Genomic DNA, 13,967 nt, shown 5'->3' with positions numbered 1-13,967 from the left:
GCCCGAGCGTCGCCGGGTTGCGCCGCCCGAGCGAGGATTTTCTCCAAGCTCAACGTTTGAGCGCCAAGGACAGCGCGAAGTCGCCCGCGGTGTCCGTCCACCACTCGGTGAGGGTGAGTCCGGCCTCCGCCAGCTCCGCCTCCACCTGGCGCTGCTCGAACTTGCAGCTCACCTCGGTGCGCAGCACCTCGCCCTCGGCGAAGTCCACGCGCCGCCGCAGCGTGGACAGCCACACCGCCTGCGCGCGCTTGGACACCAGGCGCATTTCGATCCACGCGTTCTTCTCGTCGAAGGGCGCGAAGTGCTCGAAGGCCTCCGGCTCGAAGTCCGCGCCCAGCTCGCGGTTGAGCACCCGGAGCACGTTGCGGTTGAACTCGGCGGTGACGCCCGCGCTGTCGTTGTAGGCGGCGTACAGCCGCTCGCGGTCCTTGATGAGGTCCGTGCCCAAAAGGAGCCCGTCCCCCGGCTGCAGGCCCGCGGACAGCTCGCGCAGGAAGAGCGCGCGCTGCGCCGGCTTGAAGTTGCCGATGGTGCCGCCCAGGAAGGCCACGAGCCGCCGCCCGCCGCCGGGCAATTGGCCCAGGTGCCGCTCGAAGTCGCCCACCACCGCGTGCACGCTGATGCCCGGGTACTCGCGCGCCAGCGAGTCCGCCGCGCGCCGCAGGAAGCCCTCGCTCACGTCGAAGGGGACGAAGCGCGACAGCGCACCCGCCTCTTCCATGGCGTCCAGCAGCAGGCGCGTCTTCTCGCTGGTGCCGCTGCCCAGCTCAATCAGCGTGTCCGCGCCGCTCAGCCGTGCCACGTCGCCGGCGTGGGCGAGCAGGATTTCGCGCTCGCGCCGCGTCGGGTAGTACTCCGGCAGCCGGGTGATGTCGTCGAAGAGCTGGCTGCCGCGCTCGTCATAGAGCCACTTCGGAGACAGCTCCTTGGGATTGCCGCACAGCCCCTGGAGCGCTTCCGCCCGGAGCGCGCGCTTCGCGTCGCCCGGCCGCACGTACACGTCCACCCTCACCCCCGGGGCGCCCTGCGTGCCGCCGCCCGGAGTCCCCGTCGTCTGCGCTGCCGTTCTCACCCGCATCGCCTCACCTCACGTCACGTGCACAGCGAAAGCCGGCGAAAATCTGCCGGCGGTGGGGGAAGTCCCAGTTGCGGAAGCCATTGCGCACCGCCACCGGCGCACTGGCCCACGCTCCTCCCCTCAAGACCTTGTAGTCCTCTCCGAAGAACACCTCGGAGTACTCGCGGTAGGGGAAGGCGGCGAAGCCCGCGTACGGGCGGAAGTCGCTCGCCGTCCATTCCCACACGTCGCCCAGCAGGCCCCAGACGCCGTCGTGGCTGACGCCCGCGGGGTAGCTGCCCACCGGCGCCGGGCCCCACGTGTCCCCGCCCAGGTTGGCGTGCGCCTCGGTGGGCGCCGCGTCTCCCCACGGGTGCTCGCGCGGCGTGCCGTCGCTGCCGCGCGCGGCCTTCTCCCACTCGGCCTCCGTGGGCAGGCGCTTGCCCGCCCAGCGCGCGTACGCGTCCGCCTCGTACCAGCACACGTGCTGCACCGGCTCGTCCTTGGGCAGCGGCTCCACCAGGCCGAAGCGCCGCCGCAGCCAGACATGGTGGCCCTGCGGCAGCCAGAACTGCGGGTGGCGCAGCCCTTCCTTCTGGACGAAGTCCCAGCCCTTCGGGTGCCACCAGCGTGCGTCCTCGTAGCCGCCGGACTCGACGAAGACGAGGTAGTCGCCATTCGTCACCGGGTGCGCGTCCAGCAGGAAGGGCCGCACGTCGGTGACGAAGGCGGGGCGCTCGTTGTCGTAGGCCCACGGGTGCTCACTGCCCAGGCGCACCGGGCCGCCGGGGATGAGCACCTCCGACAGCGCCGCCGCCCCGGGACGCGGGCGCGCGCGGGGCGACGGCAGGCGGTACTCCACCGTCGTCATCAGCTGCAGGGTGGCGGCGAGCGTCTCCGCGTGCTGCTGCTCGTGCTGCGCCACCATGCCGAAGACGTAGCCGCCCACCAGCAGCGGCTCCGTGCTGGTGTCGGGCAGCGAGTCCAGGTGCTCGCGCACCGCCTCGCGCACGCGCGCGGCGTAGGCGAAGGCGGACCCGGGCCCCATCAGCGGCAACTCCGAGCGTGTGGCGCGGGGATGACGGAAGGCGTCGTAGATGGCGTCGAAGGCGGGGTCCGTGAGGGCCGGCGCCCCGAGCGCGCGTAGCAGCCACTGCTCCTCGTAGTTGGCCACGTGGGCCACGTCCCAGACGAGCGGCGACATGAGCGGCGAGTGCTGGCGCAGCAGCTCCGCTTCCGGCAGCCCGGCGAGCATGCGCAGCACGCGCGCTCGGGCGGCCTCCAGCTCCGCCCACGCCCGTGCCTTCCACGGCCGTGCCTCGCCGCCTCCCTGCCCTCGGACCCTGGTGGTGCCCTCTGCCATACGGGACATGACCGCTCCAAGGTAGGGAGGCGCCCCACGCGCAGGTAACCCCTGGCCTCCTGCCGCCCGAGCCTCCCGTGAGGGAATGCACGCTCCTCGGGCCCGGCCGTGGCCTTCTGGATGAACAAGCCCCACTTGCGTTTCGAGCTCAAACTAAAAATGCGTCGATTCGAAGCTCAGCGGAAATGTCTGTTGGGGAGGCTGCGCTTCGAGCCCGGAGGGTGGATTTCTGTCCACTAATGCTGGCTCGGGGGGCGTCCCCGGTCGCGGTGCGGCTTGCGGGGCTTCTATGCTTTCGCACATGGCCACCGCTGCGCCGCGCAGGTCCGTGCTCGTCGTGGAGGATGACGAGGACATCCGGGCCGCCATCGCGGAAATCCTGGAGGGGGAGGGCTACGACGTCACCATCGCCGCCAATGGCAGCGAGGCGCTCGACGAGCTCCAGCACCTGCGCCGGCCGTGCCTCATCCTGCTGGATTTGATGATGCCGGTGATGAACGGCCACGAGTTCCTCGCGCGCATCCGCGAGACGCCGAAGTGGCAGGGCGTGCCGGTGCTGGTGCTGACCGCCGTCTCCACGGAGGCACCGCCGGGCGCGCGGGGCCTGTTGCGCAAGCCCTTCATCGTCGAGGAGCTGCTGGACGCGGTTCAGACGCTCTGCGGCACGGTGGCCTGAAGGCCGGCGTCGCTCACGGCTTGCGCGGCACGCGCACGAGCGACAGCAGCGTGAGGGTGCGCGAGCGCTCATCCCAGGTGTACTCGAGCTCCAGCCCGTGCTGCGGCAGGGCATGCCGGGCGAGGCCGTTGGTGGCCTCCGGGGCACGCCCGCTGTCGTCGCCGAGCTCCTCCAGCACCGCCTGGAGCGCGAGGAAGGTCTCCGCCGACATGCGCCCCACCTCGCGCCAGGCCTGGGGCGCGTAGTGCACGCGGTACGGACCCTGGCTGTGGTGGCGAAGCTGCGGCATACCCGGTTTCGTCGTCCTTTCCCGGGTTCGCTCCTTGCCAATGGCGTGCCTGCCCGCTCCCGCTGGGAGTCCGGGTAGATGCCCAGGTGTACGGCGACTCAGGGTGAAGGAGTTACAGGGCGGGGCGCGGCAACGCGGAAGAAACGACAGGAGCGGCCGTCCGGGTGGGGTGGCCTGCCCCGGGGTGTGGGGGCGAGGCCACGCTTCGCACGGCGTGAGGCGATGGGGCCGCATGGGAAGGGAGGCGCCACGCCCCGTGGAGGGGCATGGCGTGAGGCGATGCGGCCCCCATGCGTGGGGGCGAGGCCACGCTTCGCACGGCGGGGGTGTGGCGGGCGGGCGCGGCCGGGGGCGTCACGGCGCGCCGCAGGCGAGCCACTCGGAGAGCTGGCGGCGCTCGTCGTCGGACGGGCGCGGGTCGTTGGGGGGCATCTCGCGATTCACGCTGCCGTCCGCGTCGGTGCCCGCCTCATCGTTCATCTCCGCCGCGTGCTCACGCACGGAGGCGATGACGTCCCAGTCGAGGCCCACGGGTGCCCCGTTGCGCGCGGCGCCGGTGAGCGTGGAGCGGTGGCAGCGCGTGCAGTAGGCGTCCAGGAAGGCCCGGCCGAAGTTCTGCTCGGTGAGCTGCGTGCCTCCCGTCGGGCACTCCACCGTGTCGTCATCACCGCCGCCGTCATCGTCGTCGTCATCGTCTCCGCAGCCGGGCACGAGGGTGAGGCAGGCCAGCACGGCCATGCAGCCAATCAGGCGTGACATAGGGGCTCCCCTGGCGGGCACTCGGCACCCGGAAGCGGGGGAGGGCTCGCCTGCCTTCCGGATAGCGGAGCGGGGGCGCGGGCCGTCACTGGCCGCCGGTGTCGTCCCGCGTCCGGCAGCGGACTGCCCGCGCGGCCGCTGGGGAAGCGGAGCCCCGAGCACCCGCCGCGCTCCGGCTGCCCGCTCGCGCGCCGCATGCCCACGTTGACGCCTGGGGCCGAGCGTGCGGCCCCGACAAGGAGGCGTGATGGCTCGGCGGAGGTACACCCCGTGGTCGGCGACGAATGGACTGCTCTTCGGCGTCGCCGCGGGCGTGGTGCTGGCGCTGGCGGAGGTGGTGCTGGCCGTGGCGTCGGGTGACAGCGCCATGCGGCCCGTGCGCATGTCCGCGGGCGTGGTGCTGGGGCCAACCGCCTTCAGCCCGCAGGTCTCCGCCGGCACGGCGCTGCTCGTGGGGTTCGGCGTCCACGTGGTGCTGTCCGCCCTCTCCGGGCTGCTCTACTCCCTGCTGGACGCGATGCTCACGCCGGACGGGCGGGGCCGCTGGGAGTTCCAGGCCGCGGTGGGGATGCTCTTCGGCATGTTCATCTGGCTGGTGAGCTTCCAGTTCGTCGGGCGTGGCTACTACCCGTGGTTCCTCGACGTGCCGCAGTTCCCCCAGGTGGTGCTGCACGCCGTCTTCCTCGGCCTGCCACTGGCCATGCTCTTCACCGCGGCCGAGCGCAGGCGCGCGCTGCTGGACGCGGAGGACACGGCCACGGCCGAGGCCCGCGGCGTGGACACCTGAAGCGGCGCGCCGGGCGTCACTCCGAGAAGGCGATGGTCGTCATCAGCGCGTTCTCCGCCTGGCGCGAGTCCAGCCGCGTGTGCTGCACGACGATGGGCACGTCGGAGAGGATGACGCTGGCGTAGTCGGTGTCGCGGGGCACGGGCGCCGGGTCCTTCAAGTCGTTGAAGCGCAGGTGGAGCGTGCGGCGCGCGGGCACGGTGACGCGGTACGGCCCCACGGGCTCGCGGTCCTTGAAGAACAGCGTCAGCTCCACCTGGGCGTCGCGGTCTCCCGTGTTGAGGAGGCAGGCCGTCTCGTGGCTCGTCATCGTCGGGGCGGGCCCCGTGCTCTGGCTGGGAATCCAGCCCTCGGCGATGGCCCACCTGCGGCGTCCGATGGAATCCATATGCGTGCGGCTCCGTGCGTGAGAAGTGGAAGGTGCCGCGAGCGTGGACACGCGGCGCTCCACGCGGAAGCGCGCGCTGCGCCGTCCGTGGGAAAGGCGACGGGCGGAGGCTGCAATCGCGTGACTCCGCACAACGCACGCAGCGCCCGCAACGGGCCGTGGTGCGGGGCCGAGCCTTGTTTGAAAAAACGCTGAAGGTATGGTGAAAGTACCCGACCTTGAGGGTTATCTATGGGCCTCCGAGGCGCCTGGAGCGGGGCCCCTCCTTTCGTGGACTGACACACGCATGGACACAGAATTGGCGAGCATGCTGGGAGCCGCGTCGAGGGCCGCCCGGGTGCGCATGGGACTGACGCAGGCCGATGTCGCGGAGCGGATTGGCATGGCGTCGGAGGTGTACGGGCGGCTGGAGCGCGGGCACATGCTGCCCAGCGTGCAGAACCTGCGTCGGCTGTGCGTGGTGCTCCACGTGCCACCGCACGAGCTGCTCGGCCTGGGCGAGGACCTGTCCGCCCCGCCGCCCGTGAAGGACAAGGCGGCGCCGAACGTCGCCAAGACGCGTGAGGACGACACGCCCGAGATGCGCCGGCTGATGCGCAACCTGCGCAAGCTGTCGCCCGTGCAGCTCAAGCTGATGAACCTGGTGGCCTCGGCCATGCACCAGAAGAAGAAGTAGGGGCGCGCCCCTGTCGGTGAAGGGCGCGGTGCGGGCCGCGGTGGCGGCTCGCGAGGGCTGGCGACTCACCACCGGTTCACCACCACGTATTCGTCGGTCCTCACCCAGATGGGTTTCTTCGGAGTGGAGCCCGGTGCGTGACGCACCGTCCGGCGCTCCGCGTTCCCCACGCGGGCGCAGATGGTGATGCGGGTGGCGGGCTGCTTCCCGAACCGGGGGATGACGGCCTCGAACCATTGGATTTCCGCGTCCTCTCCATCCACCCACGCCCAGCCATGCAGCACGGTGTTGGAGGGAAACGCGCCGGGGTTGCGGACGATGCTGCTGATGGCGCCTGTGCGCAGACCGCCGATGAGCACGTCGCCATCGACATAGTCCTGGTGGTAGTCGAGCTGGGTGCTGCCTGTCAGTGGAAGGCGATACTCGCCCCTGAACCTCCGCAGCGCCGCATCCATGTCGTGCAGGGCATTGGGAGAGCAGGGCTCGTTCCGGCGAGGCCGCTCGCCCACGGGCGTCGCATAGGTGGTGCTCGCGCAGTGGAGGCTGGCGACCGCGGCGACTCCCGCGATGCAGACGGGCAGTGCGCGCTTCAATGCTCCGGGTGCGGAAGGCTTGAGGGGTCCAGGCGTCGTCGGATTCGTCACAGGCTCGTCTCTCGTGGTGGGGGAGGGCTCCAGCAGTCCCTCTTCCATACCCGCATCCGCCAGTGGTGGTGGCGACTCCTCGGCGGAGTGGCTCACTCCAGGATGCGCGGTGGGCGTCAGGGCCCGGAGCCCTCCCGAGACGTGAGGCACTTCCGCGCTCTTCCAGCCGAGCGTGGCCAGCAGCCCGAGCAGGACCCCCGCTGCCAGCAGGTGCCAGGAAGCAGGACGCCGGGGAGCGGTGGAGTCCTCATGCACGTCGGGAACAGGGGCTGGCCCGGAAACGTGGGCGGACACTGTCGCGGTGGAGGGCGCTCCGGGAGGCGGGGCCGGTGGGCTGCCCCTCGCGCCGCCGCGCGCCGATGTCGTCGGGGGTGGTGCCTCCCCAGGGAACAGGGGCGCGTCCCACTCGGGCCCGGCGGAGCGCAGTGCTTCCTCGAGGGCCGCGAGCAGGGCCTCGCCGTGAGCGAACCGCTCCCGGGCCCGCTTGCGCAGCAGCCGCAGGGTGATGGCCTCCATCGCGGCTGGAACCCGGGGATTCACTCCGGACGGAAGGGGTGGCAGGCGCTCCTCGATGTGCTCGGTGAGGACCTCCCGAGGCAGGCTCGGTGAGAACGCGGGCGTGCCCGTCAGCACCTCGTAGAGCGTCACGCCCAGGGCGTAGAGGTCATCCGTCGCGCGGAAGGGGTAGCGCGCGTCGGCCCGGTCGTAGTGCTCGCGGTGGAAGCGGAGCGCCTCCGGGCTGCGGTACCGCGTCGTGCCGGGAGGGAGCGTGCCCTCGGTCAGCGGGAGCGCCTCGGCGTGGTCCGCACTGCCGAAGTCCACCAGCACGGGCTCATCGTCGTCGGCGCGCACGAGGATGTTGGAAGGCTTGAGGTCGCGATGGAAGACGTCGCGCGCGTGCAGCTCGCCCAGGGCTCGCGCCAGCCGGGCGAAGAGGTGTGCCACCCGGCGGGCCGAGGGGCGCGCTCGCTTCACCCAGCCGTCCAGCGTGGAGCCTTCCACGAAGTCCATGACGACGTAGTGGTAGCCCGTCCTCGAATCCGGCCACCGGCCATGGGCCCAGACCCGCGCCACGTTGGGATGGACGGCCTGGAGCAGGCAGGCCAATTCCTTCGCCGCGCGAGCGTCGGTGTGGTTGAGGTCGTCGCTGCCGGGGCCGCGGAGGGCGAACTTGAGCGCATGGCGCTGCCCGGACTGCTCGACCTGGAACACGATGCCGAAGGCGCCCGAGCCCAGCTGAGCGAGGATGCGCCAGGGGCCCACCGTCATGCCCGGGCGGAGCGTGAGCGGGTGCGCCACCGTCATTGCGCCACCCCGGGCCGTGGACGTGGAAGGCTCACGCCCGGCACATCCAGGGTGCGTGAGCCGCCCTGCTCATGGACGTTGATTCGCACCCGCTCGACAGTCGAGCTGGGGTTCGTGCGGAACTCCAGGACGAGTCTCCCCGCGACTCCGGGCCGGAGTGCCTGCACATCCAGGTCCGCCGCGCGAACCGGAACCCGTTCCTCGGTCTTCTCGTCGAGCACCACCACCCGGCCGGGCCGCCAGTGGGGTTGACCCTCGGCGAGGGCGAGGGTGACCTGGAGGGCCATCAGGCCCTGGGCGACGAACGCGCGCAGGTCGACCACGCGGAGCAGTGGCGAGTCCTCCTCGCCCGTGACGCGGGAGCTCAACTGCTCCGCGACGATGCCGTTCCCCAGGTTCCGGGAGAAGAGCAGGTTGGAGAAGCGTCCCGAGTCCTCGCAGCGAGCCTGCACGGCGCCCAGGTGTTCCACGAGCGCCTCGGGTTCGAGCGCGGTGCGGAAGACGCGGACCTGGAGGTCCACTTCTCCCGGCTCGGTCATGAGGGCGAAGGTCGCCCGGTTGGGGAAGTGGCCGTCCGCGAAGCGCACCGTGAGGGGAATGCGCTCGTGGGGCGTGAGCTCCATGCGGGGCAGGAGGATGAGGGCGCGCTCGGTGATGTCGATGCGCTCGAAGCGCTCACGCGACGCGCCCAGCTCCACGCTGGCGGGGAGCACGGGCGAGTCGAACAGCAGCACCGTGGCGGTGCCGGCGGCGACGTGCACCCCGTGCGTCGTCGCCGGGTTCTCCGCGGAGAGGGTGATGTGCCGCTGACGCATCTGCCTCTCCACACCTGTTTCTCCCGCGACCGCCGTCATACCTGCCAAGGTGGTAAGCACCAGCATGACCCGAGGAAATGGTTGGAGCAAGCCCTGACTACCTCCTGGGTCTCTACCCTAACAGGGAGGGACGACACGCGGGGACCCGCGAGGTTGGGGCCCGGAACGGCCGCTGGAGGCCCGCAAGCACGGAGAAAGAGGCTGGGATTTCCGGTGATTGGGTGGGGTCCGGGCCATGTGCGGCCCCAGGAGCCGGGCTTCCGGCCACACGTGCTGTTCGTCCCGGGAATCATCCCCGCGCGAGTCTCCTCGGGCGCGGCGAGCGGCTCCGCTGTAACCGGAGCCGGGCTCGCTGCGTAACGGGTACAGCCGCCATCGAAGGCGTGCTCCCTGCCTGCTCCGTCACGAGGTCCCTTCCATGCGACTGTCGCCCGTTGCCTTCACCATGCTGCTCGCGGCCTGTGGTCCATCGTCCTCGGTCGATGAGCACCTGGGCGTGGTGGGGGACCTGGACACGTCGGAGGCGGGCATCACCGCCTTCGTGCGCGACGGGCGCTACACGACATGGCTCGCCGAGCCCGCGCCAAGGAACTCGGTGCGCTCACATGGCCCGAAGGTCCGCGTGTTCTTCAATGACGTGCTGGCGGAGTCGATGCGCGCGGGCAACGCCACGCATCCTCCGGGCAGCATCACCGTGAAGGAGCTGTACGACTCGGAGGGGAAGACGCTGCGGGGCCATGCGCTCGACGTGAAGGTGGCCGAGGGGGCGGGGAAGGACACCTGGATTTTCTTCGAGGGGCTGGGGCCGGACTACGGCGACAACTACTACGGCCGGGGCCACTCGACGTGCCATGGCTGTCATGAGGACAATGGCCGGGACTACGTCGCCACGCCGCTGCCGGAGTGAAGCGGGAGGCGCGTACACTGCGCGGCCATGGTCGATGAGCTCGTGCGCAGGCTGGGACTGGTGCCGCATCCCGAGGGTGGCTTCTACAAGGAAACGTACCGCGCGGCGCTGGCGGTGGAGACGCCGCGAGGCGTGCGCTCGGCGGGCACGGCCATCTACTACCTGCTGCCGCGGGGCTCGTTCGCGGCGTGGCACCGGGTGACCTCGGACGAGGTGTGGCACTTCTACGACGGGCATCCCCTGGAGCTGCTCCTCGTGGGAGCGAGTGGCCGGGTGGAGAAGGTGATGCTCGGGAGGGACGTGACGAAGGGCGAGCAGCCGCAGGTGGTGGTGCACGCGGGCGTCCTGCAGGCGGCGGTGCCGCGTGGCGAGTACACGCTGGCGGGCTGCACCGTGGCGCCGGGCTTCGACTTCTCGGACTGGGAGATGCCGTCCGCGGAGTCCCTGGTGAAGCTGTACCCGGAGCAGGCGGAGCTGATGCGGCAGCTCGCGAAGGCCGGGTAGGGACGCGTCGGCTCTTCGCGGTACTCGAAATTTCCGGAGGCCGTGGGCATCACCGGCACGAAGTTCGAGCCGGTGTAGCCCACCGCCTCCGCGCTACGGCCGGTTCCTCGTGGAGAACGGGAACGACTGGATGACGAAGTTCCCCGCGTCGTCCGTCATCCACACCTCCACCGTGTGCTCCCCGTCCACCAGTTCGCGCGTATCCAGCACCGCGGTCCACGTGCCATCCGGTTGCAGCTCCGCCCCACGGATGCCCGAGCCGTCCCGCGTGTACGCCACGCTCCGCACCCCGGTCAGCGAGTCCGTCACCCGCGCGGTGAGCGTCACCGGCCCGCTGTACGTCCCGCCCGGCAACGGCATCAGCATCTCCGCCTCCGGAGGCGAGTTGTCGTAGCGAATGGTGCGCGTGAGCGAGGTCCTCAGTCCCGTCTCGCCCGTCACGTCAATCGTGAAGGTATTGACGCCCGGCACCAGGGGAAGCGCCGCGTTCACTCCGCCACCGCCGCGAGGCAGGGTGTACGTCTCGCCCGGCGACACCACCACCCGCGTCGCGGACGCCGCGTACACGCCGATGCTGTACCAGAGCGAATCCCCCGGCTGCGGCCCCACGAGCCACCCGTCCGGAAGCCCCGTGCCCACGAATGGCGCCTGGGCATCCACCCACACCGTCACTTCCTTCTCCGTGGTGTGCCCCACCGAGTCCGTCGCCCGCACCAGGATGACGTTGTCCCCCGGGCCCAGCCACACCGTGTGCGTCACCTCGCCGCCGCCCGCGGGCACCTCGCTGACGTGCACCCAGTTCGTCTCCACGCGCACCGGCGACCAGTCCCGCACCACCGTCCGCACGTCCACGGTGTACCCCGTCAGCCCCAACCCCTCCGTGGGCGAGGCGATGGTCAGCTCCGGCGCGGTGCTGTCCACCATCACCGTCGCCTCTTCGCTGGCGATGCCACCGAACGTGTCCACGGCCACCAGCTGGATGACGTTGGGCCCGTCCGTCAGCGGAAGGTTCTCCGTCACCAGCCCGCCGTTGGCGTCCGGCACCACGGGGTAGCGCTGCCCGTGGAGGATGAAGGCGGCGGACTCGATGCCCGCCCCCGAGGCAGGCGTCGTCGCGTAGCCGCAGACCTCGATGGACGTCTCCTCCGTGAAGCCCGGCAGCCCGCACAGCGTCACCGACGGGTTGGGGAACGGCGAGGGCAGCACCTCCACCTGTCGCGAGTCCGTGCTGCCCAGCCGGTTGTCCCGCTCCGGCTGCAGCGTCACGCCCGAGTACACCGCGCGCACGTCCTGGAGGCCCACGTCGTCCCACGTCGCCGTCGTGGGCCGCCACACCATCGAATAGACGCCGTCCCCGTCCGCGTCGTTGTCCGCGCCCACCGTGACACCCGCCACCACGAAGGTGACGACGCCCATGCCGGGGCCCCGGGCCTGCCAGCCCCGGTCATCCACCACGCGCGCGGACAGCGGGTTGTTCAGCGCCACCGTGAGCTGCGCGCCGTCCTCGGGCGACAGCAGCGTCGTCGTCGTCGCCACGCCCTCGGTGGGCGGCGGCGGGGTGGTGTACGTCGTCAGGCGCACCGAGCCCTTCACCCCGGCCGCGCCGGCCGACGCCGCCACCACCATGACGTCCGACGACAGCGAGGCCGCCAGCCCCGCGGGCGCGGTGACGGTGAGGGTGACGGTGGCCGACGCGTCCGGGCCCAGCTCCAGCGTCGTCCTGTCCAGCGCCGCCGTCCACCCGGGCAGCCCACCCTGCGTCGTCAGCGTGTACGCGTCCGTCTTGTATCCGTTGTTGCGCACGGTGAGCACGTACGTGGTGCTCTGCGGGCGCGGCAGGTCGTGCTCGAACGGCCTGCGCGCGGCCCCCGCCACCGACACGCCGACGCTGAAGTCGCCGAAGCACGCCAGCCCCATGGCCGCGAAGGTGGTGGGGATGTCCGGGTAGCGCGTGCCCACGCCCCAGCTCCCGTTGGCGGCCTGGCGCGACTTGAGCCAGTCGATGGCCCCCGCCATGCGCCCGTCCGCGCCGGGCTTCCGGCCCGCGACGCACAGCGCGTACAGGGTGACGCTGGTGGCGTACTCGTCCGGGGCCTCGCCCGCGAGCCCGCCCCAGCCCGGCGCGTCCCCGAGCGCGCGCGTGGCCAGCAGCCGCGCGGCCATCGTGTTCATGGCCGTGGTGTTCTGCCCGCTCGCGCCCGGCCCCGCGGCCTTCAGCCCGACGATGGCCCACGCCACCTGGTGCGTGTAGCGCTGCCCGTCCTTGTCCGCGCCGTCCGTCAGGTCATTCATGTGCGCGATGACGTAGGCGGCGGCCTGGTCCAGCGCGGCCTGGTACTGCGCGGCCTTCGCCGGGTCCACGCGCTGCTTCGCCTGGGCAATGGCCGTCATCAGCCGCGCGGTGGTGCCCACGTTGCCGTAGCCCACCGGGTAGAAGGGAAAGTCCTCCTTCCAGCGGCCACCCGTCTGGGTGCTCACCGCCCAGTCCGCGGCGCGCACCAGCGCGTCCGAGTACTGCGTGCCCACGTTCGCGTCGTAGCCCGCGAACCCGAAGGCGGAGTAGCTCGTCTTGGCGCCGGGGTACCAGTTTCCCAGGTGAATCCACGAGCCGTCCGCGCGCTGCTCGGACTGCATGCGCGCGGCGATGGCCTCCAGGTTCTGCCGGTTGGTGCGCTTGTTGTATGTCAGCGCATCCAGGTCGTAGCCGTTGGCGCGCGCCGTCGAGAGCGCGAACATCGTCGCGCCGTGACGGTGGCACGACGTGCAGCCGAACTGTGTCGCCCAGTGGGCGGCGTCCGCGCTGAGGAAGTTGATGGCCCGCTGCGCGGCCTCGGCGTTGGTGGCTGCCTGGGCGGGCGGCGCGATGAGCAGCACCAGCAGCGCGGCAATGAAGCACCTGGCCCGCGTGAGCAGGGCGCGATGGAAGGGCAATGACTCGACGCTTGAGGGCATGGGGGCACGGTGGCGTTGGCGTCCCGTGCGCGCCCCCCGCGCTCAAGAGACGGACCGCCTGGAGTGGGAGGATACCGCCGCGAGTACAGACACAGGCAAAGGGCTACGAAGAAATGTGCATGCCTGCCGGTCTGTGCACCTGCCGCCCAGGCGAGCCTCGCGAGTCCATGTCCACCCCAAGGCACTCGCGACACGAACCTGGGCAGGGATGACCCGCGCTCTCCTCGGTAGCACGCGGGGCGTGACTGTCCACTGTCTGGCCTGGGAGCGCTCGCGTCATGCCGCGCCAGAGCAGGGATGTCTGTGTTTACCCTGCGGGCAAGACAGGCATTCGCGGAGGTGCGGTCCTTGCTCGGCTGCAAGGCTTGTCCGTCTTCACATGCCTTCGGCGGGTGTGCCGGTGCATTCGGACCCACCCCGGGCGAATGCCACTCATGCGGAAAAGGCAGACACGATTCCACGTTGCCGCGAGCCGTCAAGAAGGGGCGGAGCCTGCCTCAGGGAGGCGGGTCGGCGTCGCGAGGCACCTGGCCGGAGTCGCGCTGTCCCGTGCCCGCGGGCGGTTGCGGCAGCGGCCAGCCCTGGAACAGGGGCCAGGCGCGGTACATCGCGCGGCGCTGCTCGTCGGTGAGGGGCGTGGAGGTGTCCGGTGCGTCGGGGACGTCGGGCGGCGGCGGCTCGGTCTCCACGGTGTGGAGCCGGAGCGCCCACGAGGTCCCCTGAAACGCGGAACGGGACGCCGCGAGCTTCCGCGGCGTCTCGTCCCCACCTCACCCGCGCAAGGCGGGGCTCACGTCAGTTGTCGACGTTGAAGTTGAAGCGCTGGATGACGAAGTTGCCGACGG

Annotated in this window: 14 protein-coding genes; 5 read left to right on the top strand and 9 right to left on the bottom strand. The window is 71.2% G+C overall.

Annotation, left to right across the window (positions count from 1 at the left end; all coding sequences use genetic code 11):
* Window positions 1–49: 49 nt before the first annotated feature.
* Both egtD and egtB read right to left on the bottom strand, forming a co-directional pair.
* Window positions 50–1,072 (bottom strand): L-histidine N(alpha)-methyltransferase, encoded by a 1,023-nt coding sequence (gene egtD, locus ACX9TP_RS48710; RefSeq protein WP_482977589.1) that lies wholly within the window; start codon window positions 1,070–1,072, stop codon window positions 50–52.
* 10 nt (window positions 1,073–1,082) lie between these two features.
* Entirely contained in the window at window positions 1,083–2,429 is a 1,347-nt protein-coding gene (egtB, locus tag ACX9TP_RS48705) for an ergothioneine biosynthesis protein EgtB (protein WP_482977588.1), read from the bottom strand.
* A 292-nt stretch (window positions 2,430–2,721) separates the two neighbouring features.
* Here egtB and ACX9TP_RS48700 point away from each other — a divergent pair, with 292 nt between their 5' ends.
* Window positions 2,722–3,096, top strand: a complete 375-nt coding sequence (locus ACX9TP_RS48700; RefSeq protein WP_482977587.1) for a response regulator — start codon at window positions 2,722–2,724, stop codon at window positions 3,094–3,096.
* A gap of 13 nt (window positions 3,097–3,109) precedes the next feature.
* Here the strand turns inward: ACX9TP_RS48700 and ACX9TP_RS48695 are convergent, their stop codons facing one another.
* Both ACX9TP_RS48695 and ACX9TP_RS48690 read right to left on the bottom strand, forming a co-directional pair.
* On the bottom strand, window positions 3,110–3,385 hold the full coding sequence (locus ACX9TP_RS48695; RefSeq protein WP_482977586.1) for a hypothetical protein: 276 nt from the start codon (window positions 3,383–3,385) through the stop codon (window positions 3,110–3,112).
* Between the two features lie 354 nt (window positions 3,386–3,739).
* A complete protein-coding gene (locus ACX9TP_RS48690; protein ID WP_482977585.1) occupies window positions 3,740–4,144 on the bottom strand; it encodes a hypothetical protein in 405 nt (134 codons plus the stop codon).
* A 247-nt stretch (window positions 4,145–4,391) separates the two neighbouring features.
* Between ACX9TP_RS48690 and ACX9TP_RS48685 the strand changes: the two genes are divergently transcribed.
* Complete coding sequence (locus tag ACX9TP_RS48685) at window positions 4,392–4,931, top strand: hypothetical protein (RefSeq protein ID WP_482977584.1); 540 nt, start codon at window positions 4,392–4,394, stop codon at window positions 4,929–4,931.
* 16 nt (window positions 4,932–4,947) lie between these two features.
* Here ACX9TP_RS48685 and ACX9TP_RS48680 read toward each other — a convergent pair whose 3' ends face one another.
* Window positions 4,948–5,319, bottom strand: coding sequence for a sensory rhodopsin transducer (locus ACX9TP_RS48680; RefSeq protein WP_482977583.1), 372 nt, complete (start codon window positions 5,317–5,319; stop codon window positions 4,948–4,950).
* Between the two features lie 286 nt (window positions 5,320–5,605).
* Between ACX9TP_RS48680 and ACX9TP_RS48675 the strand changes: the two genes are divergently transcribed.
* On the top strand, window positions 5,606–5,995 hold the full coding sequence (locus tag ACX9TP_RS48675) for a helix-turn-helix domain-containing protein (RefSeq protein WP_482977582.1): 390 nt from the start codon (window positions 5,606–5,608) through the stop codon (window positions 5,993–5,995).
* 65 nt (window positions 5,996–6,060) lie between these two features.
* Here ACX9TP_RS48675 and ACX9TP_RS48670 read toward each other — a convergent pair whose 3' ends face one another.
* Both ACX9TP_RS48670 and ACX9TP_RS48665 read right to left on the bottom strand, forming a co-directional pair.
* The gene (locus tag ACX9TP_RS48670; RefSeq protein ID WP_482977581.1) at window positions 6,061–7,944 is read right to left on the bottom strand and encodes a serine/threonine protein kinase; all 1,884 of its coding nucleotides are present in this window, start codon (window positions 7,942–7,944) and stop codon (window positions 6,061–6,063) included.
* A complete protein-coding gene (locus ACX9TP_RS48665; RefSeq protein WP_482977580.1) occupies window positions 7,941–8,798 on the bottom strand; it encodes a DUF2381 family protein in 858 nt (285 codons plus the stop codon). Before ACX9TP_RS48665 ends, ACX9TP_RS48670 begins: the two co-directional genes overlap by 4 nt.
* 379 nt (window positions 8,799–9,177) lie before the next feature.
* Here ACX9TP_RS48665 and ACX9TP_RS48660 point away from each other — a divergent pair, with 379 nt between their 5' ends.
* Window positions 9,178–9,666 (top strand): hypothetical protein, encoded by a 489-nt coding sequence (locus ACX9TP_RS48660; RefSeq protein WP_482977579.1) that lies wholly within the window; start codon window positions 9,178–9,180, stop codon window positions 9,664–9,666.
* Between the two features lie 27 nt (window positions 9,667–9,693).
* Entirely contained in the window at window positions 9,694–10,170 is a 477-nt protein-coding gene (locus ACX9TP_RS48655) for a cupin domain-containing protein (RefSeq protein ID WP_482977578.1), read from the top strand.
* Between the two features lie 93 nt (window positions 10,171–10,263).
* Here ACX9TP_RS48655 and ACX9TP_RS48650 read toward each other — a convergent pair whose 3' ends face one another.
* Both ACX9TP_RS48650 and ACX9TP_RS48645 read right to left on the bottom strand, forming a co-directional pair.
* Complete coding sequence (locus ACX9TP_RS48650; RefSeq protein ID WP_482977577.1) at window positions 10,264–13,122, bottom strand: Ig-like domain-containing protein; 2,859 nt, start codon at window positions 13,120–13,122, stop codon at window positions 10,264–10,266.
* A gap of 497 nt (window positions 13,123–13,619) precedes the next feature.
* The gene (locus ACX9TP_RS48645) at window positions 13,620–13,811 is read right to left on the bottom strand and encodes a hypothetical protein (protein ID WP_482977576.1); all 192 of its coding nucleotides are present in this window, start codon (window positions 13,809–13,811) and stop codon (window positions 13,620–13,622) included.
* Window positions 13,812–13,967: the final 156 nt, after the last annotated feature.

The organism is Pyxidicoccus sp. M15 (genome assembly GCF_056858435.1).
This window is presented reverse-complemented; position numbering and strand designations above follow the sequence as displayed.

Excerpts from the sequence above, each read along its gene's own strand:
- ACX9TP_RS48655 (WP_482977578.1), top strand. The coding sequence starts at position 9,694 with ATGGTCGATGAGCTCGTGCGCAGGCTGGGACTGGTGCCGCATCCCGAG.
- ACX9TP_RS48700 (WP_482977587.1), top strand. The coding sequence starts at position 2,722 with ATGGCCACCGCTGCGCCGCGCAGGTCCGTGCTCGTCGTGGAGGATGAC.
- egtB (WP_482977588.1), bottom strand. The coding sequence starts at position 2,429 with ATGTCCCGTATGGCAGAGGGCACCACCAGGGTCCGAGGGCAGGGAGGC.
- ACX9TP_RS48690 (WP_482977585.1), bottom strand. The coding sequence starts at position 4,144 with ATGTCACGCCTGATTGGCTGCATGGCCGTGCTGGCCTGCCTCACCCTC.
- ACX9TP_RS48680 (WP_482977583.1), bottom strand. The coding sequence starts at position 5,319 with ATGGATTCCATCGGACGCCGCAGGTGGGCCATCGCCGAGGGCTGGATT.
- ACX9TP_RS48665 (WP_482977580.1), bottom strand. The coding sequence starts at position 8,798 with ATGACGGCGGTCGCGGGAGAAACAGGTGTGGAGAGGCAGATGCGTCAG.
- ACX9TP_RS48675 (WP_482977582.1), top strand. The coding sequence starts at position 5,606 with ATGGACACAGAATTGGCGAGCATGCTGGGAGCCGCGTCGAGGGCCGCC.
- ACX9TP_RS48695 (WP_482977586.1), bottom strand. The coding sequence starts at position 3,385 with ATGCCGCAGCTTCGCCACCACAGCCAGGGTCCGTACCGCGTGCACTAC.
- ACX9TP_RS48670 (WP_482977581.1), bottom strand. The coding sequence starts at position 7,944 with ATGACGGTGGCGCACCCGCTCACGCTCCGCCCGGGCATGACGGTGGGC.
- ACX9TP_RS48660 (WP_482977579.1), top strand. The coding sequence starts at position 9,178 with ATGCGACTGTCGCCCGTTGCCTTCACCATGCTGCTCGCGGCCTGTGGT.
- ACX9TP_RS48650 (WP_482977577.1), bottom strand. The coding sequence starts at position 13,122 with ATGCCCTCAAGCGTCGAGTCATTGCCCTTCCATCGCGCCCTGCTCACG.
- ACX9TP_RS48685 (WP_482977584.1), top strand. The coding sequence starts at position 4,392 with ATGGCTCGGCGGAGGTACACCCCGTGGTCGGCGACGAATGGACTGCTC.